The organism is Neptunomonas qingdaonensis (assembly GCF_900113275.1).
In the GTDB taxonomy this organism is placed as follows: domain Bacteria; phylum Pseudomonadota; class Gammaproteobacteria; order Pseudomonadales; family Balneatricaceae; genus Neptunomonas; species Neptunomonas qingdaonensis.
This window is the reverse complement of the sequence record NZ_FOOU01000001.1, coordinates 425,469-446,734: the sequence shown is the minus strand read 5'-3', so window position 1 is coordinate 446,734 and position 21,266 is coordinate 425,469. Positions and strand designations below refer to the sequence as shown.

The window sequence follows — 21,266 nt, the reverse complement described above, 5'->3', positions numbered from 1 at the left end:
TATGCTTGAGAAACGAGAGGAGATATTAAGTAATATCAGCCAGGGTTGTCAGTGGATAGTGAGCAGGTAGCGGCAAACGCGCAACACCGGTATCAATCGCTGCCTGAGCAACCGCCATAGACAATGCACCAAACAAACGTGAGTCTGTTGGTTTTGGAATGATGTACTCAGGACCAAATTCCAGAGACTCCAGACCGTATGCATCCAAAACATCCTGTGGAACAGGTTCTTTAGCCAGTTTAACCAACGCATATACAGCCGCTTCTTTCATCTCTTCGTTGATAACGGATGCACGTACATCCAATGCGCCGCGGAAGATGAACGGGAAGCCCAACACGTTGTTAACCTGGTTAGGGTAGTCAGAACGACCTGTTGCCATAATCACATCATTACGCGCCGCATGAGCAACCGCTGGTGCAATTTCAGGATCCGGATTTGCACAAGCAAAAACAACCGGTGTAGCTGCCATTTTTTTCAGCTGTTCGGCTGATAGCAGATTTGGCCCCGATAGACCAACAAACACATCAGCGCCTTCAATAGCATCATCTAACGTACGTTTATCTGTTTCAGTAGCAAAAATCGCTTTCTCTGGTGTCAAATCTTCACGGCCAGAATGGATAACACCCTTACGGTCAAGCATGTAGATGTTTTCAACTTTGGCACCCAGGTTGATCAACAGCTTCATGCACGCAGAAGCCGCAGCACCCGCACCCAAAGTAACAATTTGTGCGTCTTCGAGTTTTTTACCGGCAATTTCCAACGCACTGATCATGCCAGCAGCAGTAACAATAGCAGTACCGTGCTGATCATCGTGGAACACAGGAATATTACAACGCTCGATCAACGCACGCTCAATTTCGAAACACTCTGGCGCTTTAATATCTTCAAGATTAATGCCACCAAAGGTTTCGGCTATGCGTGCGACTGTATCGATAAAAGCCTGTGGGCTTTCTGCATCTACTTCAATATCAACAGAGTCAATGCCTGCAAACAGTTTAAACAGCAGCGCCTTTCCTTCCATCACTGGCTTAGAGGCCAACGGGCCTAAATCACCCAAGCCAAGAATCGCCGTACCGTTAGTAATTACTGCCACTAAATTGCCTTTAGCGGTATATCGATATGCATTATCAGGGTCACGCGCGATTTCACGGACAGGCTCAGCTACACCTGGGCTATAAGCCAAAGCAAGATCACGTGCCGTTGCTGCTGGGGTTGTAATCTCAACACTAATTTTGCCTGGACGAGGAAATTCATGGTAATCCAGTGCCGCTTGTTTCAGATCTTCAGACATGATTGCTGTTCCAATTTTTGTAACAATTTTATAACAAAAGACAGGCGTTCAATCATATAGAAAAGACCTGAACTGAACAACTCCCCCCCAACTAAGGACGTAATAATCTTAACCCTACTAGTATACATAATCAGAGTATTTCGACGTTGGCCATATGGTTCAAATAAACCGTAAAGCGGGTGGAAAAAGCATCACGAGTGAACTTTCTAGCCTGAACCCAGCCTCTCACCCGAACTTCTTTGCCAGCAAGAGATGGCAAACGAGAAACGCCCTTTAGCATGACGACGAGATTATCATCCAGAACAACAGCCTCAGAGGTTTTAAAGTGAAACTGACGTGTTACTTTGCCTTGAACCAACGAAAACCCTGTTAGTTTTTTATTGAGATTTTTCGCTCGAATAACTGCAGCCTGCGCCCAAACGCCCACATCCGCGAGCCGCGCCCTTTTCTCTGCGGCAAAGTAACATCGCTGCTTTTCAATATTCGGGGCAATCACCACGGCGTAAGCCAAACCCTTTTCAAGCAAAGCAACAGCCGGATCTTCTCCTTTAGCATTGACCAGATAACCCAAAATGCGACCATAGTCATCGCGCGCATCCTGCTCTACCTGAAGATAAACATTCTGTTGTAATGATAACCATTGCTGCAGAGTCGATTTCGCCTGTTTGGCAACAAACCGAGACCAGGCAGGCCCCTCTTTCAGTTCCGGCGTATTTAAGCCAACCAAACGGACTTTTCGGCGATCCGACAATTGCAATGTATCGCCATCGTAGACATAGCGTACCGAAACCTTTTCTTTTGTAAGGGTCGATTCACAACGTTCAGATGCCTGCAGCGGTGAAATAAGAGATGAAATGACGGACACAAAAAAGGCACTCATAAAGAGTGCCTTTTTCAACAACTGCCTGATCATTCAGCGGCTTTTTTAGTACCGATAGCACCAAAACGCTTATTAAAGCGATCGATACGGCCACCAGTAGTCGCTTCTTTCTGCTTACCAGTATAGAAAGGATGGCACTGGCTGCATACATCTACGTGCATATCATGGCACATAGCTGAACGTGTCTTCATTTCGTTACCACAAGAACAAGTGATAGTAACGTCTTCATACTTCGGATGGATGTCCGCTTTCATAATAAACCTCAGGAGTTGTTTCTGCACCGCCACCTGATCTACATGCCAGGCACCGTACAAATAAAAATAACCGATACTCGACCGGCTAATAATGATTAGGCGGCAGATTATACGGACAGATACCTTATGCCGCAAGCATGTATACCATTTAAACCAACAACAAAAGCACATACACTAAAGCATTCAACATTCAGTAAAGCGTAAATTCATGATTTTTCTTCGCGTGGCTATTCCCTCTCCGCTCAGGCGTTATTTTGATTACCTGCCCCCCGACCACGCAGAGATCGGAACATACCAACCAGGCACCCGCGTCAAAGTACCCTTTGGCCGACGTGAATTAGTCGGCTTATTATTAGAAGTCGTCACAGAAACGGATGTCCCTCTCAACAAATTAAAGCCCGTAATTGAAATACTGGATAGCAGCCCACTGCAACCACAATATATCCGTGATCTGGCTCTGTGGGCAGCAGATTATTATCAACATCCAATCGGGGATGCGCTACTCCAGTCACTTCCTGTATTTTTGCGCAAAGGCGGCGAAGGCGTGGCTTCGCATACCTATCTGTGGAAAGTAATGCCAGACACCTCGGCGGCAAACCTGTCGGATAAAGCACATCAGCAGCAAGCCCTATACCAGCTGATTGCCGAGCACCCTCAAGGCATCAGTAAAGAAGCCATTCGGGCAGAAGGAGGGCAAGCCTATCTTCTCACCACACTGGAAAACAAAAACCTGATCATCAAATTCAAACAAACACATAGTCTTCCTGAAGCAGAACACCTCATCAAAGAGGCACCACTACCGTTACACCCAGAACAACAAAGCGCGTTGCAGCAGATTACACAACAACAAGGCTTCAACACCTTCCTGCTTGACGGCATCACCGGTTCAGGCAAAACCGAAGTATACCTTCAGGCCATACATGAGGTGCTGAAGAAAGGCTTGCAGGCGCTGATCCTTGTGCCCGAGATAGGCCTGACTCCGCAGACACTGCAGCGTTTTAAAAGTCGCTTCCGCGTTCCAGTGGTTGCTTTGCACTCGAGCCTGACTGACAAACAACGCTTCGACGCCTGGATGCAAGCAGCTCAGGGAGAAGCGCCTATTGTCATTGGCACCCGCTCTGCCATTTTCACGCCGTTAAAATCGCCGGGTATTATCATTATTGATGAAGAACACGACAGCTCCTTCAAGCAACAGGAGGGGTTTCGTTATTCAGCCAGAGATCTGGCCGTTGTGCGGGCCCACGCAGAACAAGTACCTATTGTTCTGGGAAGCGCCACCCCCTCACTCGAGTCTTTACATAACTGCGCACAACAACGCTACCAACATCTGACGATTCGCTCACGTGCGGGTAATGCCAGCGCTCCGGAATTCCAGCTAATGGATATCAAGAGACTCCCGCTAAATAACGGTCTCTCTTCTGAGCTGATCACACAGATACAGCAACACCTGCAACAAGGCACACAAGTACTGGTGTTCATCAACCGCCGCGGCTTTGCTCCTAGTTTGATATGCCATGACTGCGGCGCCCTGGCTGAATGCAAACGCTGCGACGCCCGGATGACACTGCACCAACAACCAGCGCACTTGCATTGCCACCATTGCGACAGCCAACGACCCATTCCTGTGCGCTGCGACCAATGCGGCAGCCACGCACTAAAACCCGTAGGCGCCGGCACAGAGAGAACCGAACAAACACTGAACAAACTGTTTCCTGACACACCTATACTCAGAGTTGACCGCGACAGCACAGCGCGAAAAGGGTCAATGGCAAAGATAATGGATCAGGTACACAACGGATCGCCCTGCATTCTGGTGGGCACACAAATGCTGGCAAAAGGACACCATTTCCCTAAAGTCACGCTGGTCGCCATTCTCGATGCCGATTCAGGCCTTTTCAGCACCGACTTCAGAGGCATGGAACGGACCGCCCAAATGATCATACAGGTAGCAGGAAGAGCCGGGCGAGCAGACCACCCGGGAAAAGTCATATTACAAACTCACCACGCAGAACACCCCTTGCTCAATTTACTGGCTACAAAAGGCTATGAAGTTTTTGCTCAGGAGGAGCTTAAACTACGCCAGCAATATCAACTCCCGCCCTACCAGCATATTGCCATCATCCGGGCAGAAGCTCCCCACTCAGGACGAGCCGAAGGTTTTTTGCACTCAATTAAAGAGCAGCAAAGCGCTTTTTTTTCTCAGATACATTGGTCAGGCCCGTTTCCCTCACCCATGGAAAAACGGGCAGGCGTATTTCGTTCACAGCTAATTTTATCAAGCCAATCCCGCCCGCTGCTTCAACACTCTTTAAGCCACCTATGCCTGGGCATAGAAGATCATCCGCTGGCAAGCAGGATACGCTGGAGCATAGATGTAGACCCTTACGACATGCATTAATTTTTTTTAATCAACACAACACTAATAACAATCGCACAGATTCAGCGCGAATTGATCCGCCGCCTCAGAATCTAGCAGACTACCGGACAAAAACCTTAAATCTTCTGCTGGCAAGGGGTTAACTTCCCCTCGCCAACAAGGGATAATAGCCGGTTCGTTCTAAGTCGTTTAATTCTCGAATCATTGGCGCTTAACCGATACTCAAACAGAAACTCAAACCGAACCGGTAGCAACAGGTAAATGAAACAGCATATTGCAGATCTGATCAGTGCAGCACTTAATACACTGAGCGAAAACGGCATCATTGGCGCCGATGTCCAACCTAGTATCATGGTTGAAAACACCCGCGATAAATCCCACGGTGATTTTGCCACGAATATCGCCCTTGCTCTGGCAAAACCGGCACGACGAAACCCCCGGGAATTAGCCCAACTGATCATCGATGCTTTACCCGTTTCTGCCAATCTTGAAAAAACCGAAATTGCCGGCCCCGGGTTTATTAATTTCTTTGTCACTCAGGCATCAACGGCAGCGGTTATCGGCCAGATCATTGAGCAAAAAGAACAATTCGGTCGCGGTTTAGCCAGCAGCGCTGAACGCACCCAGGTTGAATTCGTTTCGGCCAATCCAACAGGCCCTTTACATGTAGGCCATGGTCGTGGAGCTGCATACGGCGCATCTGTTGCCGATCTCCTCGAAGCCGCCGGTGTACCGGTCGAACGCGAGTATTATGTTAATGACGCCGGTCGTCAGATGAATATACTGGCCACCAGTGTCTGGCTGCGCTATCTGGAACAGCTCGGCGTGGCCATTACATTCCCAAGCAATGCCTACAAAGGCCATTATATTCAGGATATCGCTACCTCTGTGTCGAATGCTCATGCAGACACATTCAAACGCACGCTTGATGAGGTTATGCTCGACATTCCTGCAGATGAGCCTCAAGGCGGCGATAAAGATGCACATATTGATGCCCTGACTGAAAGAGCACAAGCGCTGCTGACAGAAGAAGGTTATGCCGTCTTCTTCAATGCGGCACTGGACTCCATCCTGTCCGATATCCGTGATGATCTATCAAGTTTTGGCGTTAGCTATCAGAAGTGGTTTTCTGAATTAAGCCTGACCACTGATGGTGATGTTGAAAGTGCACTCAATACACTTGAGGAAAACGGCTACCTGTTTGAAGAAGAGGGCAACCTCTGGTTCCGCTCTACCGCCTTCGGTGATGATAAAGACCGTGTTGTTCGCCGCGCCAATGGCCTGACAACTTATTTCGCGTCAGATATTGCCTACCTGAAAAACAAATTCGAACGGGGTTTTGATAAAGTCCTGTACATCTGGGGCGCAGACCATCACGGCTATATTGCCCGCATGAAAGCCGCCTGCCAGGCCCTCGGTTACGATCCTGAGCGCTTGCTGGTGCGTCTGGTACAGTTCGCCATTCTCTACCGCGGCGAAGAGCGTATACAGATGTCCACACGATCCGGTTCCTTTGTTACGCTACGCGAACTACGCGATGAAGTGGGTAAAGATGCCTGTCGTTTCTTCTATGTATCGCGCAAAGCCGATCAGCATATGGACTTTGACCTGGAGTTAGCCAAAACACAGTCCAAAGACAACCCGATATACTACATTCAGTATGCACACGCACGGGTTTGTTCTGTTCATCGCAAACTGGCTGAACACGACTGGACATGGAATCAGGACGCAGGCCTTTCTCACCTGAACAGACTCGATACAGAATATGAAAAAGACCTGATCACCCGCTTATCCAAATACCCGGAAGTGCTGACGCATGCGGCGGTTAACTATGAGCCACATTTATTAGCCAACTACCTGAAAGAGCTGGCAAATGATTTTCACTCATACTACAACGCCAACAAAATGCTCATAGATGATAGCGATCTTCGCAATGCTCGCATCACACTGAGCGAAGCGACCCGTCAAATCCTCAATAATGGCCTAAGCTTATTGGGTGTTGATTCACCCGAACAGATGTAAGCATATATACACAACAGGAACACCTATGGCTTCGCGTAAGGATTTTGTACAGCGCTCCCGAAAGCAGTCTTCTGCCAGCCCTAACCGGCCGGCAGCAGCCAAGCCTCGGACTAAAGCAACACCGCCACCTAAACGCAAGCCATGGGCACTGGCCCTGTTCAGCCTGGTCGCCTTGGCTGGATTAGTTTTTGTACTCAACCAGCTATTGAATGTTGATGCAACACACAGGCCGGGTAACGCCGGGGCATCAAAAACCACCAACCACTCAAACAGCAACGTAAACAACAAGACCACCGCAGAAAAGAAACCAGCGCCGGCGAAACTAACGCCTGCACAGCCAGCAGCAGAAAAGAGATCCCCTGCTGTCGCCAGTCAGACAGACAACAGCAAAAAATCTTCAGCCAATCCAGCCTTACCAAAAGTGGTGGATAAGTCGACTGAGGCGCAAGTCGCGGTAAAACAAAGTAAGTATGAATTTTATGAACTGCTCCCCAAAAGCGAGATAAAGCCTGCCACCGTAGAAGAATACAAATCAACACCACGAGATGCCAAACTTGATAAACAATATGCGCTTCAAGCGGGTTCATTTCGTAATGCTGCCGATGCAGAGAAGATGCGCGCACAACTACTTCTTTCAGGCCTGAGCAATGTTCACACCAGCCAGTCAGATGGCGCTAATGGCCTGTGGTACCGGGTTCGTGTCGGCCCCTTTGACAACCGTTCAGCCATGAACAAAGCTCACGATAAACTGGCGCGTATGAATATTAACGCGATGACCATACGTATCGATTAGTCATCAATTTACGCCCTGCCCCTTGAAATTCTTCCGTAAGCATCCCATATCAGGAAGTATTCGAACCGCAACAGGGTCAAACTCCCATGACAACAATTGTTTCAGTACGCCGTGGCGATCAAGTCGTCGTTGGTGGCGATGGACAAGTATCTCTTGGCAACACTGTCATGAAAGGTACTGCCAAAAAAGTAAACCTTTTACCTAAACATAACGTCATTACCGGGTTTGCCGGCAGCACAGCAGACGCTATTACACTACGCGACCTTTTTGAACAGCAGCTGGACAAACATCACGGCAACATTGTTAACGCGGTTATTCACCTGGCCCGCGAATGGCGGAGCGATCGGGTTTTACGTCGCTTAGAAGCGCTTATGCTGGTCGCCAACGAAGAGAAAACCTACCTTCTTTCCGGTACCGGCGATGTTATAGAACCGGAAGATGGCGTAATTGCTATTGGTTCTGGCGGCAACTATGCATTGGCCGCTGCTAAAGCACTGGTAGCCAATACGGATTTCTCAGCCCAGGAGATTGTTGAAAAAAGTCTGCACATTGCCGCTGATATCTGCGTATTCACCAACCACAATTTAACGATTGAAACTCTGCCAGCAAAAGTCTGAGTCGTTTTCAGGAGTCTTAACATGTCAAACATGACACCCCGTGAAATTGTTCATGAGCTGGATCGCCATATTATTGGCCAGCAAGATGCAAAACGCTCAGTTGCCATTGCGTTGCGAAACCGCTGGCGCAGGATGCAACTGCCGGAAGAGCTGCGCGTAGAAGTCACGCCAAAAAACATCCTGATGATTGGCCCCACCGGTGTCGGTAAAACCGAAATCGCCCGTCGTTTGGCTAAATTAGCCAATGCACCTTTCATAAAAGTAGAAGCCACCAAATTTACTGAAGTCGGCTATGTGGGCCGCGATGTCGAAACCATCGTACGCGACCTGATCGACATGGCGATAAAAATGATTCGTGAGCAGGAAACTGACAAAGTCCGTTTCCGCGCAGAAGATGCCGCTGAAGATCGGATTCTGGATGCCTTACTACCGCAAGCACGCCCAACAGACAACAGCAATAGTGCTGCGGAATCCAAAACAGATAATGCGACACGCCAGATTTTCCGCAAAAAACTGCGTGAAGGACAGCTTGACGATAAAGAGATCGACATTGACATTGCGCAGTCCAAAGCCAATGTGGAAATCATGGCGCCTCCTGGCATGGAAGAGATGACCAACCAGCTGCAAAGTATGTTCTCCAACATGGGCGGTGCGAATAAACAGAGCCGTCGTATGACGGTAAAAGAAGCGATGAAGCTGATCATCGAAGAAGAAGCCGCACGCCTTATTAAAGAAGAAGATATTAAACAGCGCGCCGTTGACATGGTTGAACAAAACGGCATTGTTTTTCTCGACGAAATAGACAAGGTATGCAAGCGGGCGGGGGCTAATTCAGGTGGCGGCGACGTGTCACGCGAAGGGGTACAGCGCGACCTGCTACCGTTAATCGAAGGCTGCACGGTTACCACCAAATACGGCATGGTTAAAACAGATCATATCTTGTTTATAGCTTCCGGCGCTTTTCATCTGGCCAAACCTTCAGACCTGATTCCCGAGTTACAGGGCCGCTTGCCGATTCGTGTTGAGCTGAATGCACTGACACCTGATGATTTTCGACGCATTCTCACAGAACCGACAGCCTCCTTAACCGCGCAATATATTGCACTGTTAAAAACCGAAGGCGTCGATATCGAATTCACAGATGATGGGATTGCTCGCGTCGCAGAACTGGCATTCCAAGTGAACGAGAAAACCGAAAACATTGGTGCTCGCCGCTTACATACGATGATGGAACGCCTGTTAGAAGAGCTATCCTTTCATGCGTCGGATGACTCCGGAAAATCCATCATTATCGATGCAGACTACGTGAATAAACAGTTAAGCGCTCTCAGTCAGGATGAGGATCTGAGTCACTACATCCTGTAATACGCATCCTCTGATACGTACTCCTGATTCGCGAGCATTGACTTGCAACCTAGCATCACGTGAGCCAGCCCTCGCTGGCTCACTCTATCGAAGAGTTCACTGATGACACAGGCTCCTATCCCCAGCAACATCAAGCTTCACAAAAAGTCCAAAACGCTGGAATTAATCTATAACGAAACAAGTTTTGAGCTCACGGCGGAGTTTTTGCGCGTTCACTCACCTTCCGCTGAAGTCCGCGGTCACGGTATTGGCAATGGCACACTGCAGACCGGCAAAAAATTTGTCGGCATTAACGGTGTGGAACCCTCTGGCAATTATGCACTGAAAATCATCTTTGATGACGGCCACGACAGCGGGCTCTATACCTGGCAGTACCTTTACACCCTGGCCACACAAAAAGATCAATATTGGGATAGATATCTTAAAAGTCTCGAAGAAGCTGGCGAATCCCGTGATCAGGGTCTTATTGGTAAGTTCTGAGTCAGTGCTAAGTCAGTCCGAAACAGGACAAACCTTTTCCGCGTAGGTACAATGCGTCAAACGCACCAGCTGAGCAAAAGAATATGAGCGAACAGAACAAAAAATCCACTACCGATTTCGGCTTTCGTGAAGTACCTGTTGAAGAGAAAGTCAAAAAGGTCGCTGACGTATTTCATTCAGTTGCAGGCAAATATGATCTGATGAACGATCTGATGTCGGGTGGAGTACACCGCCTCTGGAAAAAAATCACGATTGAGCAAAGCGGTGCACGCCGCGGACATACCATTCTGGATATTGCCGGAGGTACCGGTGATTTAACCATGCGCTTCTCGCGGATTGTCGGCCCAACAGGAAAAGTTGTTCTCGCCGATATTAACGACTCAATGCTGAAAGTAGGCCGGGATCGTTTAATGGATCGTGGTGTTGCCGGCAATGTTGAATTTGTACAAGCCAATGCAGAATGCCTGCCATTTCCTGACAATACGTTTGACGTCATTACCATTGCCTTTGGGTTGCGTAACGTAACCGACAAAGATGCGGCCATTCGCTCGATGACCCGGGTCCTTAAACCAGGCGGTAAAGTAATGGTGTTGGAGTTTTCGAAAACAGATAACCCGGCGCTCACCAAGCTGTACGATTTTTATTCGTTCAATATTTTACCTAAAATGGGTCAACTGATTGCCGGCGATTCTGAAAGCTACAAATATTTGGCGGAATCGATTCGCATGCATCCTGATCAGGAAACACTGAAAAGCATGATGCAGGATGCAGGGCTGGTGAATTGTAAATATCAGAATATGACCGGTGGTGTCGTTGCTCTGCACACGGGTATCAAACCATAACGGAGAGACAATTGATGGCCAATGATATGCTGCATGCCCTACTACTGACTCCGCTTGAGTCGGCCATCAACACACTATTACAGAGCGACTCTGTCACCTGCCAGACATTAAAACGTCTTACCGGCAAGGTTATCCGGATTGAAGCGACAGACCTGAACCAGTCGCTCTTTATTATCCCCTTTAATGCCGGCGTTCAACTGCAGGCGCACTTTGAAGGCGATGCCGACGTGACGCTGAGCGGCTCATCCAACCGTCTCCTGCAACTCATCAGCAGTGATAATAAAGCCGAGCACTTTTTCGGCAATGGCATCATAGTCAGCGGCGAAACCTCACTGGCTAATCAATTTCAGCAACTCTTAGCTGAAACACATATCGACTGGGAAGCACTCTTAGCCGATTACATCGGTGATCTGCCTGCCCATCAGCTCAGTGAGCTCAGCAAAAGTCAGCTGAGCTTTGTAAAACGTATCGGCAACAGCTTCAGCGAAAATATTCACGAATATATTCAGGAAGAAGCCCAATTACTGCCCACACGCCCAGAAGCCGAGGCATTCATGCAAGAGGTCGATCATTTAAAAGATCGCGCAGAGCGCCTCGCCGCACGTATCCGCGCATTAGAGAAGAAGCTTTAAGGAGCTAAACCCTCATATTCGTAACATCCATCATCGACACTACTCTCTTACTTCAGTGCCACCTTCCTCAGAATCTTAAAACGGCTTCACCACCACAAAGATCAGAATCGGAATAAAGATCAACAGTGGTAGTTCATTGAACAAACGAAAATAGCGACCGCTCTTATCCAGCAGATCAGCCTGCATTTTCTTCAGATACGCACGACACCAGAAGTGATATCCAATCAGCAAACCAACAAACATCAGCTTAGCGTGCAGCCAGCCACCCGAAAAACCGTAGCCCAGCCAAAGCCACAAGCCTAACGCTAGCGTAAAAATCGCCATAATACTCATAAAACCATAGAGTTTACGCCCCATAATCTGCAAACGTGTAACATCCTGCCCTGCCTCTTTGCCCTCGACATAATGCACAAAAATACGTGGCAGATAGAAGATACCCGCCATCCAGCTCGTCATGGCGAGAATATGAAACATTTTTATCCAAAGCATTATCTTTCCTTTATTCGATCTATTGATCGCATTATTCATGACGCTATTTAAAACAAAAACATCCACTACTAGAAGTACTGATACAAAGCGCCCTCACTTTTTACCCTTAACGTAGCATTTTCGATTAATCCTCGTTTTTCCAAATCAGATAAAATGTGAGGTGAAATTTTCAGTATTTCCCTACGATCAGTTCCGGGAAGCATTCTCGGGTCATACAACATTCTCAAAAGAATATCATCCAGACCTGTGAGCAGATAGTTGACCGTTTTATCATTAAAGATAGAGGGAAAAACAGCATCAGAGTCACGCGGCAAACCCAGTGTCTGCGTCAGCTCCTCAACAATGCATGCTAATAACTTAGCGTGCCTGCGGGCTCTGTCCACCGGGATATAAATAACGGCCGCTACAATTTCATCCGCCGCATTGGTTCGAATACTGGCAAGACAAACCGAGCCACGTTCGTGCTGGACAGATGCTTTCCCTGAATACTGCCTTATTAACGGTAATAACATGCTTTCGCGGGTAAAAAACAAGCGGATGTTGGCTTGTTTAGCGCTGGATACGCGTTTAATGTCATGTCCTGTTATAGCAGCAAGGTGCTCAATATGCGCATCCAGTAATTTTTCGTGTAACGCCTGATCACCGACCTGATGAGTGACAAAAAGCCTGATGGGTTTAACCCATTTTCGCACCACCTGCTTAGCCTGTCCAAATTCACTGCCTAAAGCGACTTCTGTAAAACTCTGGGTAATATACGCTGAATTCTGCCAGCGTTCCCTGGCAATAGCCGTAGGAGCCAGGCATATAAAAACGAGTAACCACAAGGTTAAACGGGTCGCTTTATTGCGCATCGGTTATTAACCCAGCACGGATGTCTGAGCCGATAACACCCCCACCAGCTCAACCTGTATCTGGTCACCTTGATGAATCGGCCCAACACCAGCAGGCGTACCCGTCATCACCACATCACCCGGTTCAAGTGTGAAAAATTGGCTTATATAGCAGATCAATGGAATCACCTTATTTAACATATAGGCACTATTACCATCCTGGCGTATCTCACCATTGACGCTCAGGCGAATCTGAACATCCTGTAAATCAGCCACCTTTTCAGCAGAGACGAATGCCGTAAGCGGGCAGGCACCATCGAAGGACTTGGCTTTCTCCCAAGGGTGACCTTTAGATTTCAGGGCATCCTGCAGATCGCGTAATGTAAGGTCCAAACCCACACCGACACCGATGATCGCCTTTTTCACCTGATCCTCACTGGCACTCGTCAGCGTGCTGCCAATCAGCACTGACATCTCCGTCTCAAAGTGAACGCTGCCCAGCTCAGTTGGAATTGAAAACGGCCGCTCCAACTCAACAGCCGCTGTCGCGGGCTTGATAAAAAGCATCGGCTCTGTTGGTATCGGGTTATTCAACTCTTTTGCATGGTCAGCATAGTTACGACCGACACAAACGATTTTACCCAAGGTCAAATCAGATGCCTGATCATTAACAAAGCGATGTTGGTAAGCCATATTTCATCCTTCCTTATTTGGTTCGCTGATAATAACAGGTATCCTATACCGACATTAGCGATCTAACTACAATGTCATCTATAAATAATATGAGGTTTTACCCATGGCTAAAGCAAGCGCACGCCACATTCTTGTCGATACCGAAGCACAATGCGAAACACTGAAACAACAAATTGAAGCCGGTGCAGACTTTGCAGAAGTGGCTAAACAGCACTCTTCTTGCCCGTCTGGACGCCAGGGTGGCGATCTGGGATCGTTTGGCCCCGGACAGATGGTACGTGAGTTTGATCAGGTGGTTTTCAATGAAGAACTGAATAAAGTACATGGACCGGTTAAAACACAGTTTGGTTATCACTTGCTGGAAATCACCAGCCGCTCGTAATCGTTGTCGGGGAGCGTTGTTGTATACTGCAACGCTCCCGCTTTGCTTTCAGGCTTTAACAAAATCAATTTTAGAACGCCGTGGTTTACTTGGTTTTTTAACGGGGCGTGGCTGATGGGAAGCGACGCTACAATTTCTTCCTGCCTTCTTGGCCGCATACAACGCCTGGTCTGCCGTTTTCATCACCGCTTCCGGGTTATTATGTGTTTCATCTTTTTCAGATACCCCAATACTAATAGTCACCTGCACATGCTCCCGACCTTTCTGCCCAGAGCGTAACTGCCGCCCTGTATCCTTATCCTCCGGACGCTCTTCACTGCGGATCGCCATCGGGTAGTTAGCGATAATCTCGCGAACCTCCTCAAGGTAGGTTAGCGCTTCTCGCTCATTCTTACCGGCAAAAACAACGGCAAACTCTTCGCCGCCATAACGAAATGCCTTTCCCGCCCCACCGATATTATTAATTTTGGCGGCCACCATTCTTAACACCTGGTCGCCGGTATCGTGGCCATAAGTATCATTAAATTTCTTAAAGTGGTCGATATCCAACATCGCAATTGTGTAGCGGCGTCCCAGTGTCGAAAGCTTATCGTTTAAAGCCCGCCGCCCGGGAATAGCAGTTAATTCATCGATAAATGCCATGCTATAACTATTTTGAACAACAGAAATGGCGAGTGCTACCAGAGCTGCAGATACAAATAACGGCGAAATCAACGGGCGATCAAACCACACTAGCATCGCGAGTGCCGCAATCAAGGATGCTAACAACCCGGCATCGGTATGCGTTTTCCTCAACAGCAGAGACAATATCACGGGGATCAGGCAGATAATAAAAACGATCGCCGCCGCTTCACTCAGATAGGTGTCATAAATAGCCATTTCAATCATGCTCATAGGTAACCCGGTAAGCCAGTACCCCAACTGACCCGACAACATCAAAAGGTAAGCGATCAGGTAACCCAGGCTGACGAATACAATGCGGGCAATGCCAATCGGCGTAAACACTCCACGCTCATCGAACAGCGCAATCAACGCAATATTAATCGGCAATAGCAGTGAAATGATGCTGTAAAGCACATAGTTATCAGGTCGTGCCAAGCTCGACTGAAGATTGTTCTGAATCAGAAAATAGGCAGCCCCAAGGTTAATCGCCACTAATAAGATACGACTGCGCTTAAAACTATAGCCAAGAAAACCCGTTATACCTGCCAGCAAGTAGGGCACAAAGGTTAATGTCTCCTGTTGGGCAGCAGACCACTGAGAAACCGGCGTTAATACTAAAAATGCGCCAACTAATAAAGCAGTTGCCGGAAGCAACAGGGTGAATACTCTCAAAGCCAAACCATCATCCTTTTGCAGAACCAGTCACTATTATCAATTTATTAAAAGTTTCTTATTAACAATTGTTTATAAACAATAGTGTAGTCAAGCTCAGCAGAAGTGATAAAAAATTCCGCACAAATAGTATAAATAGCTAAGAAAAACATCATGTCCGGATGCGGCGAGCAGCTCATCATAAATCAGCGTAAAGTAGAGACATGATTATGCTCAATGAACATTATTAGCAAGCACTGCTATCGCATCACAGCAACTTATGTCATCAACTTAGATCATTAACTACAGGACACCCCTTATGACACATTACCGACGATGGGCCGGACCTTTTGGCGAGATGCTGGCAACTGAGGAAGATCAGGCCATTACCGGCTGTTACTGTATCGGGCAAAAATACCAACCCAGCATTGCTCCCCAATGGAAAGAAGATCCGCTCAGCCCACTCCTTCTTCAACTGGAAGAACAGCTAGACGACTATTCTCAACATCCTGAGCATGCATTTGCATTACCTTTGGCTCCCGGAGGCACACTTTTTCAGCAAAGTGTATGGCTGGCACTACAGCAAATCCCAACCGGCCAAACCCGCTACTACCAACAGCTAGCGGATAGTATAGGTCGCCCTCAATCGGCCAGATCCGTCGCAGCAGCGATCGGCAGAAACCCCATTCTCATTCTAATTCCATGCCATCGGGTGATTGGAAAAAATGGCTCTCTAACCGGATTTGCAGCAGGCCTTGAGCTCAAACAGCACTTATTGCACATTGAAAATCAAGCTGCGCTGACTAATGCATACTCACACTGACATTATTAGCAGCACTGATTCTATACAAGACCAACGCGGTTACTAACGTCAACATAAGCACCAACAAAGAACCCGCGACAATACCCGACCAACCGGCCCACTCCCAGAAAGGCTGCAGGTAAAAGCCGCCACTACTCGCGCCCAGATAATAAAATAACAGGTACAAGGATGAAGCACTGGCTTTGGCTTGATGGGCGTTATGACTCACCCAGCTGCTGGCCGTCGAATGCGCAAAGAAAAAACCGAATGCACTGATCAAAAAACCGCCAATAATTCCCCATATACTGGGAATAAGCGTCACCAATGATCCAGCCATCAAAATAAGAATACCGATAATCATGCAGACAGGTTGCGGAATTCGCTGCGCAATACGACCCGATAAGGCGGACCCGACAGTGCCGCTCAAATAGGTAAGGAACAACAACCCCAGCCATGAGGGTGAAAGATTATAGGGCGCGTCCGCAAGCAAAAAAGTAACGAAGCTGTATTGATTGATAAAAATAAAAAAATTAAATCCACCGATCAGATACGCCAGCAACAGCAAAGGATTTTGCAGATGCCTGGCCAATTGCACCAGCATGGCAACCGGTGTAACTTTTTTCGCTACAAAATGCTGTGAAGCAGGCAAAAGCATGGCAAACAACATCAGCAGAATAAAACTCACCAGTGTCATCACCAAAAAAGTCTCAGACCAGCCCAGCCACTCACCAACAAAGCCGCCGATCAAACGGCCTCCAATACCACCGATAGTATTTCCACTGATGTAAAATCCCACCGCCAGAATCATCGCTTTATGCTTAAATTCGTCGCTCATATAAGCAATCGCTATCGCGGGCAAGCCACCTAAACACAGGCCCTGCAGGCCTCGCCAGAACAACAGCATGCTATAACTTTGGGTTTGCGACAGCATAAATGTCGTCAGCACCACGCCAGTCATACTCATCAGCATCAGACTCTTACGCCCATATGCATCTGATAACGGCCCATAGAAAAGTAACGAGATGCCCAGCGTCAGAGTTGTGATAGTGAAACTCCAACCGGCTTGCAACTCAGTAATCTGGAACGTCTGCACAAACGTAGGCAGCAGTGGCTGCGTTAAATACACATTGGCAAAAATCATAAATGAGCCCAGACAAAGCGCTAATGTGGCTCTCCAGAAAGGCGCTGTTCCATCATCTATCATTATGTTTTCCTACGCAGAACATTCATTTAAAAAGCAGATGTTTATGCCACCATCACACGCCACCAACACACTAGCAATGCGCCAATAATCAGTAAAATATATAATAATTATCATTGTCATCAATAATATTGATATATAGAGTTGATATTACAATTTGATAAGAAGCATTGATGATATGAATAGCAAACAACTGCGCTATTTCCATGAAGTCGCCCGTCTGCAAAGTTTCTCCAAGGCGGCAGAAACACTGCATATCGCCCAACCGGCGATCAGCATGTCTATTCAAAAGTTTGAGCGGCAACTGGATATCCGGTTATTCCACCGAAATGACCGAAAAATCAGTCTGACTGATGAAGGACAGCGGTTGTTCAGGCACGCCGCAATAATCCTGAAAAATATAGACGACGCAGAATCAGAGATGCGTGAACTGAAAGGCCTGACGCAGGGTTCAGTTCGCATTGGCATTCCCAGTATGCTCGGTTCCTATTATTTTCCACCGATACTGATGGCGTTTAAGCACCTCCATCCGAAATTAAACCTGGAGGTTATTGAAGGCGGTACCTGGCAACTCCAGCAGATGGTCGAGCACGGCGAGCTGGACCTGGGAGTCATTGTTTCTGAATTTGTACCTGAAATATTACACACGGAACTGTTTTTACAAGAGCAAATGCTGGTCACGGTGAGTAAAGATCATCGTTTTGCGACGCAACAATCTGTCACTTACGAGGACTTCTTCTCTGAAGAGCTGGTGATGTTTCAAGAAGGTTACTTTCATCGCAAGATTGTTGACCGTATTGCCGCGCAAATTGGCGCAAAGCCAAATATTGGTTTTGAAACCAACCTGATCCCACTCATCAAATCTATTGTAAAGCAAGGGTTTGGCATCTCTACGCTATTAGGCATGGTGATCGAGGACGATGATGACCTGATCGCCCTGCCTTTCAGCCAACCCGTCCGGCTGGATCTGTCTATCGCCTGGAATAAAGACCGCTACCTGTCACAGGCAAACCAGGCATTTGTGCGTTTTATGTTAGATCATCGCAGTAGCCAAAAAGCCAAACAAACTTTATGATGCTGCGCTCAGACAATTGGAGAGAGCCTTATGCTGAAGGTAAATGAATATTTCGATGGTAAAGTAAAATCGATCGGCTTTGAAAACAGTGAAGGTCAGGTAACTAGCGGAGTTATGGCTCCCGGTGAATATGAATTTGGCACCAGCCAGAAAGAGTTGATGAAAGTGATCAGCGGTGAACTGATGGTGAAATTGCCTGGTTCTGCTGATTTTACCAGCTACCCTGCCGGCACTGAATTTAATGTTGATGCTAACCAGAAGTTTCAGCTAAAAGTGGAGCAGGCCAGCGCATATCTTTGCTTCTATAGCTAAACGAGCTCTACGCTGCTGCACAGGTGTTATTCATCAGAAGATTACCTGTGCAGCAAACCGACTCATCTTATCATGAATATTTTTCCGTAAATTCACTCTTATGACACAATCCCTTTCATCTATCTCTGTGATAATATAGCCGCCTTTCACGCAGTCGAGATAATCGACTACTTTTCTGACCACTACAAAGAGTCGCAGAAGATGAGCAAAGTTACGTCCCTGGATAAGAGCAAAATCAAAATTCTGTTGTTGGAAGGCGTACACCAGTCCGCTATCGACACGCTTAATTCTCAAGGCTATACCAACATTGAGTTTCACACCGGCTCCTTACCGGAAGAGGAATTACTCGAGCGTGTGGCTGACGTTCACTTTATTGGCCTGCGCTCACGCACACAGCTCACTGAAAAAGTATTTGAAGCGGCACAAAAACTCGTTGCCGTAGGATGCTTCTGTATCGGTACTAACCAGGTCGATCTGGCAGCAGCGACTCGTCAGGGCGTGGCTGTATTTAACGCACCTTATTCAAATACCCGTTCGGTTGCTGAATTAGTATTGGCTGAAGCGATTATCCTGCTTCGCGGCGTTGCAGAAAAAAGTGCTAAAGCGCACCGTGGTATTTGGCAGAAATCGGCTACCAATTCTTACGAAATTCGTGGCAAAAAACTGGGTATCGTCGGTTACGGCAGTATCGGCTCACAGCTAAGCGTACTGGCCGAAGGCTTGGGCATGGACGTTTATTTCCATGACGTGGTTAACAAGTTAACACTCGGCAATGCTAAACAGACTGCCGATCTGAACGAGCTTCTGCGTACCTGCGATATCATCACGCTACATGTACCTGAAACAGCATCGACCAAAGATATGATGGGCGCTGCACAGTTTGAACAGATGAAAAATGGTGCCATCTTCATTAATGCGGCACGCGGCACTGTCGTTGTTATCGACGACTTATGTGATGCACTCAGAGCCGGCAAATTACACGGGGCGGCTATTGATGTATTCCCTGTTGAGCCACGTTCTAATAATGATGAGTTCATCTCCCCGTTACGCGAATTTGACAATGTTATCCTGACGCCACATGTGGGTGGTTCTACCATGGAAGCACAGGAAAACATCGGCTATGAAGTCGCCGAGAAGCTGGTTAAGTACAGTGATAATGGTTCTTCTATTACGTCGGTTAACTTCCCGGAAGTAGCATTACCTGAGCATCCAGATGTTCACCGCTTGCTGCATGTCCACGAAAATATTCCTGGTGTGCTATCCAACATCAACAACATACTGTCAGAGAACAATATCAACATCTCTGGGCAATACCTGCAAACCAATGACAAAGTGGGTTATGTGGTGATTGATGTGGATGCAGACTGCTCTGTCATCGCTTTGCAGAAAATGCTGGAAGTCAAAGGCACTATTCGCTGCCGCCGCTTGTTCTGATAACCGGCCAGTCACATAGAAAAAAGGCAGCCTGACAACGCTGCCTTTTTTATTTGACAAATAAGGACGAAAATTGACCAAATTCGACTTTTTGCATGGATGCAGGAAGTAGCGCAGCGCAGTAGCAGTTGCCGGGTAGATCAGTGTTCAGCCCGACAGCCTGCTAACACTTCACTGATTTTATCAAACACCTGTTGTCGCCACGCTAGACCTTCATTCGCCAAATGGTGACGTCCGGCCTCGATCAACTCTACTCTTAACAGCGGAAAAAGCCGGCCTAATACTGACAGATTATGCTGCCAGTCGACAGTTTCATCTGCCGTTCCCTGAATCACCGTCATATCTATGTGCTGTGGTTGTCCCGCCTCTATCAGCTCAACCCACTCCAGCATAGCCCCAATCCAGTTGACAGCGACCCACTGCTTTTGCAGCGGATCTTGTGAGCGAATAAAGTGCACGAAGGCATCATCGTGCGAATTAATACCGTGAAATCGTCTCACCCTGCGCAGAAAAAAACGCAACAGCGAATACTTAAGCCGGATAAAAGGGTATTGCGCAGGACGGATCAGAGGAGCAAGCAATATGCGCTGGCTGAACGGATCCACCGATAGCCGTTGACTGACTAATTGCTGGTGCGCCAGAACAATAGCCCCGCCGGTACTTTGTCCTAGCGCTACGCACGGACCTTTGAGGTGCGTGGATTGTAGAATAATATCTAATTGCGCTGCGTATGTTGAGAAATGATCAATCGAATAACCCGAGCCTGACGATAACCCATGACCCGGCAGATCATAACAAAGCACATCCCAGCCCTGCTCCAGCAAACATCCCATCAGTCGACTATACAAGCCCACATGATCCATATAACCATGAATCAAAACCACGGTGCCCCGGCTCGTCGTTTGCTGCGTATAATATTGCACCGCCAAATCAACCTGTTCACACTTAACCAGCCCAACCCTCAATTGATACTGGCTTTGCAAGGGAGCAAGTTTGTATAGCGTAAGGTAAGCATGCCAAGCAGTGTCAGGACGCAGCAGACCCGACTTGTGGAAAGTTGTCAGCGATTGACGAAGCAACACAGGATTAAAACCTTGCATGAGCTACCTTTGCATATGACACCATGTTAAAAATGATTAAATACGTGTAACACTTGTTTATAATCTATCATCAATCAGTAA

General features: G+C 47.6%; 22 protein-coding genes. 13 read left to right on the top strand and 9 right to left on the bottom strand.

Annotated features, from left to right (window positions below; genetic code table 11):
• Positions 1-25: 25 nt before the first annotated feature.
• The 3 genes from BM099_RS02110 to rpmE all read right to left on the bottom strand — a co-directional run bounded on the left by BM099_RS02110 (position 26) and on the right by rpmE (position 2,425).
• Positions 26-1,291, bottom strand: coding sequence for a malic enzyme-like NAD(P)-binding protein (locus BM099_RS02110; protein ID WP_090723724.1), 1,266 nt, complete (start codon positions 1,289-1,291; stop codon positions 26-28).
• Between the two features lie 130 nt (positions 1,292-1,421).
• Positions 1,422-2,171: a thermonuclease family protein gene (locus tag BM099_RS02105; RefSeq protein ID WP_177201063.1), complete on the bottom strand. Its 750-nt coding sequence runs from the start codon at positions 2,169-2,171 to the stop codon at positions 1,422-1,424.
• Positions 2,172-2,200: 29 nt separating this feature from the next.
• On the bottom strand, positions 2,201-2,425 hold the full coding sequence (gene rpmE, locus BM099_RS02100; protein ID WP_090724213.1) for a 50S ribosomal protein L31: 225 nt from the start codon (positions 2,423-2,425) through the stop codon (positions 2,201-2,203).
• Between the two features lie 208 nt (positions 2,426-2,633).
• Here rpmE and BM099_RS02095 point away from each other — a divergent pair, with 208 nt between their 5' ends.
• The 8 genes from BM099_RS02095 to BM099_RS02060 all read left to right on the top strand — a co-directional run bounded on the left by BM099_RS02095 (position 2,634) and on the right by BM099_RS02060 (position 11,553).
• The gene (locus BM099_RS02095; RefSeq protein WP_090723721.1) at positions 2,634-4,823 is read left to right on the top strand and encodes a primosomal protein N'; all 2,190 of its coding nucleotides are present in this window, start codon (positions 2,634-2,636) and stop codon (positions 4,821-4,823) included.
• A 240-nt stretch (positions 4,824-5,063) separates the two neighbouring features.
• The gene (argS, locus tag BM099_RS02090) at positions 5,064-6,824 is read left to right on the top strand and encodes an arginine--tRNA ligase (RefSeq protein ID WP_090723718.1); all 1,761 of its coding nucleotides are present in this window, start codon (positions 5,064-5,066) and stop codon (positions 6,822-6,824) included.
• Positions 6,825-6,849: 25 nt separating this feature from the next.
• A complete protein-coding gene (locus BM099_RS02085) occupies positions 6,850-7,617 on the top strand; it encodes an SPOR domain-containing protein (protein WP_090723716.1) in 768 nt (255 codons plus the stop codon).
• 86 nt (positions 7,618-7,703) lie between these two features.
• Positions 7,704-8,234 (top strand): ATP-dependent protease subunit HslV, encoded by a 531-nt coding sequence (gene hslV / locus BM099_RS02080; RefSeq protein ID WP_090723714.1) that lies wholly within the window; start codon positions 7,704-7,706, stop codon positions 8,232-8,234.
• Positions 8,235-8,255: 21 nt separating this feature from the next.
• Positions 8,256-9,599: an ATP-dependent protease ATPase subunit HslU gene (hslU, locus tag BM099_RS02075; RefSeq protein ID WP_090723712.1), complete on the top strand. Its 1,344-nt coding sequence runs from the start codon at positions 8,256-8,258 to the stop codon at positions 9,597-9,599.
• 102 nt (positions 9,600-9,701) lie between these two features.
• Positions 9,702-10,079 carry a gamma-butyrobetaine hydroxylase family protein gene (locus tag BM099_RS02070; protein ID WP_090723710.1) on the top strand — a complete coding sequence of 126 codons (378 nt, stop codon included), beginning with the start codon at positions 9,702-9,704 and terminating at the stop codon, positions 10,077-10,079.
• A gap of 83 nt (positions 10,080-10,162) precedes the next feature.
• Positions 10,163-10,921 (top strand): bifunctional demethylmenaquinone methyltransferase/2-methoxy-6-polyprenyl-1,4-benzoquinol methylase UbiE, encoded by a 759-nt coding sequence (ubiE, locus tag BM099_RS02065; protein ID WP_090723708.1) that lies wholly within the window; start codon positions 10,163-10,165, stop codon positions 10,919-10,921.
• Between the two features lie 14 nt (positions 10,922-10,935).
• Entirely contained in the window at positions 10,936-11,553 is a 618-nt protein-coding gene (locus BM099_RS02060; protein ID WP_090723706.1) for a ubiquinone biosynthesis accessory factor UbiJ, read from the top strand.
• A 75-nt stretch (positions 11,554-11,628) separates the two neighbouring features.
• On the opposite strand, the gene BM099_RS02055 is transcribed toward BM099_RS02060, so the two are convergent.
• The 3 genes from BM099_RS02055 to BM099_RS02045 all read right to left on the bottom strand — a co-directional run bounded on the left by BM099_RS02055 (position 11,629) and on the right by BM099_RS02045 (position 13,565).
• Positions 11,629-12,042 carry a CopD family protein gene (locus BM099_RS02055; RefSeq protein ID WP_090723703.1) on the bottom strand — a complete coding sequence of 138 codons (414 nt, stop codon included), beginning with the start codon at positions 12,040-12,042 and terminating at the stop codon, positions 11,629-11,631.
• Between the two features lie 68 nt (positions 12,043-12,110).
• Positions 12,111-12,893, bottom strand: coding sequence for a DUF2927 domain-containing protein (locus BM099_RS02050; RefSeq protein WP_090723701.1), 783 nt, complete (start codon positions 12,891-12,893; stop codon positions 12,111-12,113).
• A gap of 6 nt (positions 12,894-12,899) precedes the next feature.
• Positions 12,900-13,565: a fumarylacetoacetate hydrolase family protein gene (locus BM099_RS02045; RefSeq protein WP_090723698.1), complete on the bottom strand. Its 666-nt coding sequence runs from the start codon at positions 13,563-13,565 to the stop codon at positions 12,900-12,902.
• Positions 13,566-13,668: 103 nt separating this feature from the next.
• Between BM099_RS02045 and BM099_RS02040 the strand changes: the two genes are divergently transcribed.
• A complete protein-coding gene (locus tag BM099_RS02040; protein WP_090723694.1) occupies positions 13,669-13,947 on the top strand; it encodes a peptidylprolyl isomerase in 279 nt (92 codons plus the stop codon).
• Between the two features lie 48 nt (positions 13,948-13,995).
• Here BM099_RS02040 and BM099_RS02035 read toward each other — a convergent pair whose 3' ends face one another.
• Entirely contained in the window at positions 13,996-15,288 is a 1,293-nt protein-coding gene (locus tag BM099_RS02035) for a GGDEF domain-containing protein (protein ID WP_090723691.1), read from the bottom strand.
• A gap of 292 nt (positions 15,289-15,580) precedes the next feature.
• Between BM099_RS02035 and BM099_RS02030 the strand changes: the two genes are divergently transcribed.
• Positions 15,581-16,084: a methylated-DNA--[protein]-cysteine S-methyltransferase gene (locus BM099_RS02030; RefSeq protein WP_090723689.1), complete on the top strand. Its 504-nt coding sequence runs from the start codon at positions 15,581-15,583 to the stop codon at positions 16,082-16,084.
• Here BM099_RS02030 and BM099_RS02025 read toward each other — a convergent pair.
• On the bottom strand, positions 16,065-17,267 hold the full coding sequence (locus BM099_RS02025) for an MFS transporter (protein ID WP_090723686.1): 1,203 nt from the start codon (positions 17,265-17,267) through the stop codon (positions 16,065-16,067). The two genes, BM099_RS02030 and BM099_RS02025, sit on opposite strands and share 20 nt — an antisense overlap.
• Before the next feature lie 175 nt (positions 17,268-17,442).
• Here BM099_RS02025 and BM099_RS02020 point away from each other — a divergent pair, with 175 nt between their 5' ends.
• The 3 genes from BM099_RS02020 (at position 17,443) to serA (ending at position 20,085) form a co-directional block, all read left to right on the top strand.
• Positions 17,443-18,339, top strand: a complete 897-nt coding sequence (locus BM099_RS02020) for a LysR family transcriptional regulator (RefSeq protein WP_090723683.1) — start codon at positions 17,443-17,445, stop codon at positions 18,337-18,339.
• Between the two features lie 30 nt (positions 18,340-18,369).
• Entirely contained in the window at positions 18,370-18,651 is a 282-nt protein-coding gene (gene ppnP / locus BM099_RS02015; protein ID WP_177201062.1) for a pyrimidine/purine nucleoside phosphorylase, read from the top strand.
• A 201-nt stretch (positions 18,652-18,852) separates the two neighbouring features.
• Positions 18,853-20,085: a phosphoglycerate dehydrogenase gene (gene serA, locus BM099_RS02010; RefSeq protein ID WP_090723681.1), complete on the top strand. Its 1,233-nt coding sequence runs from the start codon at positions 18,853-18,855 to the stop codon at positions 20,083-20,085.
• Between the two features lie 140 nt (positions 20,086-20,225).
• On the opposite strand, the gene BM099_RS02005 is transcribed toward serA, so the two are convergent.
• Positions 20,226-21,185 (bottom strand): alpha/beta hydrolase, encoded by a 960-nt coding sequence (locus BM099_RS02005; protein ID WP_090723679.1) that lies wholly within the window; start codon positions 21,183-21,185, stop codon positions 20,226-20,228.
• Between the last annotated feature and the right edge of the window lie 81 nt (positions 21,186-21,266).

What these genes read in the sequence shown, in the direction of transcription:
- rpmE (WP_090724213.1), bottom strand. Translation starts at nt 2,425, where the DNA reads ATGAAAGCGGACATCCATCCGAAGTATGAAGACGTTACTATCACTTGT.
- BM099_RS02110 (WP_090723724.1), bottom strand. Translation starts at nt 1,291, where the DNA reads ATGTCTGAAGATCTGAAACAAGCGGCACTGGATTACCATGAATTTCCT.
- BM099_RS02095 (WP_090723721.1), top strand. Translation starts at nt 2,634, where the DNA reads ATGATTTTTCTTCGCGTGGCTATTCCCTCTCCGCTCAGGCGTTATTTT.
- BM099_RS02030 (WP_090723689.1), top strand. Translation starts at nt 15,581, where the DNA reads ATGACACATTACCGACGATGGGCCGGACCTTTTGGCGAGATGCTGGCA.
- BM099_RS02105 (WP_177201063.1), bottom strand. Translation starts at nt 2,171, where the DNA reads ATGAGTGCCTTTTTTGTGTCCGTCATTTCATCTCTTATTTCACCGCTG.
- ppnP (WP_177201062.1), top strand. Translation starts at nt 18,370, where the DNA reads ATGCTGAAGGTAAATGAATATTTCGATGGTAAAGTAAAATCGATCGGC.
- BM099_RS02045 (WP_090723698.1), bottom strand. Translation starts at nt 13,565, where the DNA reads ATGGCTTACCAACATCGCTTTGTTAATGATCAGGCATCTGATTTGACC.
- argS (WP_090723718.1), top strand. Translation starts at nt 5,064, where the DNA reads ATGAAACAGCATATTGCAGATCTGATCAGTGCAGCACTTAATACACTG.
- hslV (WP_090723714.1), top strand. Translation starts at nt 7,704, where the DNA reads ATGACAACAATTGTTTCAGTACGCCGTGGCGATCAAGTCGTCGTTGGT.
- hslU (WP_090723712.1), top strand. Translation starts at nt 8,256, where the DNA reads ATGTCAAACATGACACCCCGTGAAATTGTTCATGAGCTGGATCGCCAT.
- ubiE (WP_090723708.1), top strand. Translation starts at nt 10,163, where the DNA reads ATGAGCGAACAGAACAAAAAATCCACTACCGATTTCGGCTTTCGTGAA.
- BM099_RS02085 (WP_090723716.1), top strand. Translation starts at nt 6,850, where the DNA reads ATGGCTTCGCGTAAGGATTTTGTACAGCGCTCCCGAAAGCAGTCTTCT.
- BM099_RS02020 (WP_090723683.1), top strand. Translation starts at nt 17,443, where the DNA reads ATGAATAGCAAACAACTGCGCTATTTCCATGAAGTCGCCCGTCTGCAA.
- BM099_RS02050 (WP_090723701.1), bottom strand. Translation starts at nt 12,893, where the DNA reads ATGCGCAATAAAGCGACCCGTTTAACCTTGTGGTTACTCGTTTTTATA.
- BM099_RS02025 (WP_090723686.1), bottom strand. Translation starts at nt 17,267, where the DNA reads ATGATAGATGATGGAACAGCGCCTTTCTGGAGAGCCACATTAGCGCTT.
- BM099_RS02040 (WP_090723694.1), top strand. Translation starts at nt 13,669, where the DNA reads ATGGCTAAAGCAAGCGCACGCCACATTCTTGTCGATACCGAAGCACAA.
- BM099_RS02060 (WP_090723706.1), top strand. Translation starts at nt 10,936, where the DNA reads ATGGCCAATGATATGCTGCATGCCCTACTACTGACTCCGCTTGAGTCG.
- BM099_RS02070 (WP_090723710.1), top strand. Translation starts at nt 9,702, where the DNA reads ATGACACAGGCTCCTATCCCCAGCAACATCAAGCTTCACAAAAAGTCC.
- BM099_RS02055 (WP_090723703.1), bottom strand. Translation starts at nt 12,042, where the DNA reads ATGCTTTGGATAAAAATGTTTCATATTCTCGCCATGACGAGCTGGATG.
- BM099_RS02005 (WP_090723679.1), bottom strand. Translation starts at nt 21,185, where the DNA reads ATGCAAGGTTTTAATCCTGTGTTGCTTCGTCAATCGCTGACAACTTTC.
- serA (WP_090723681.1), top strand. Translation starts at nt 18,853, where the DNA reads ATGAGCAAAGTTACGTCCCTGGATAAGAGCAAAATCAAAATTCTGTTG.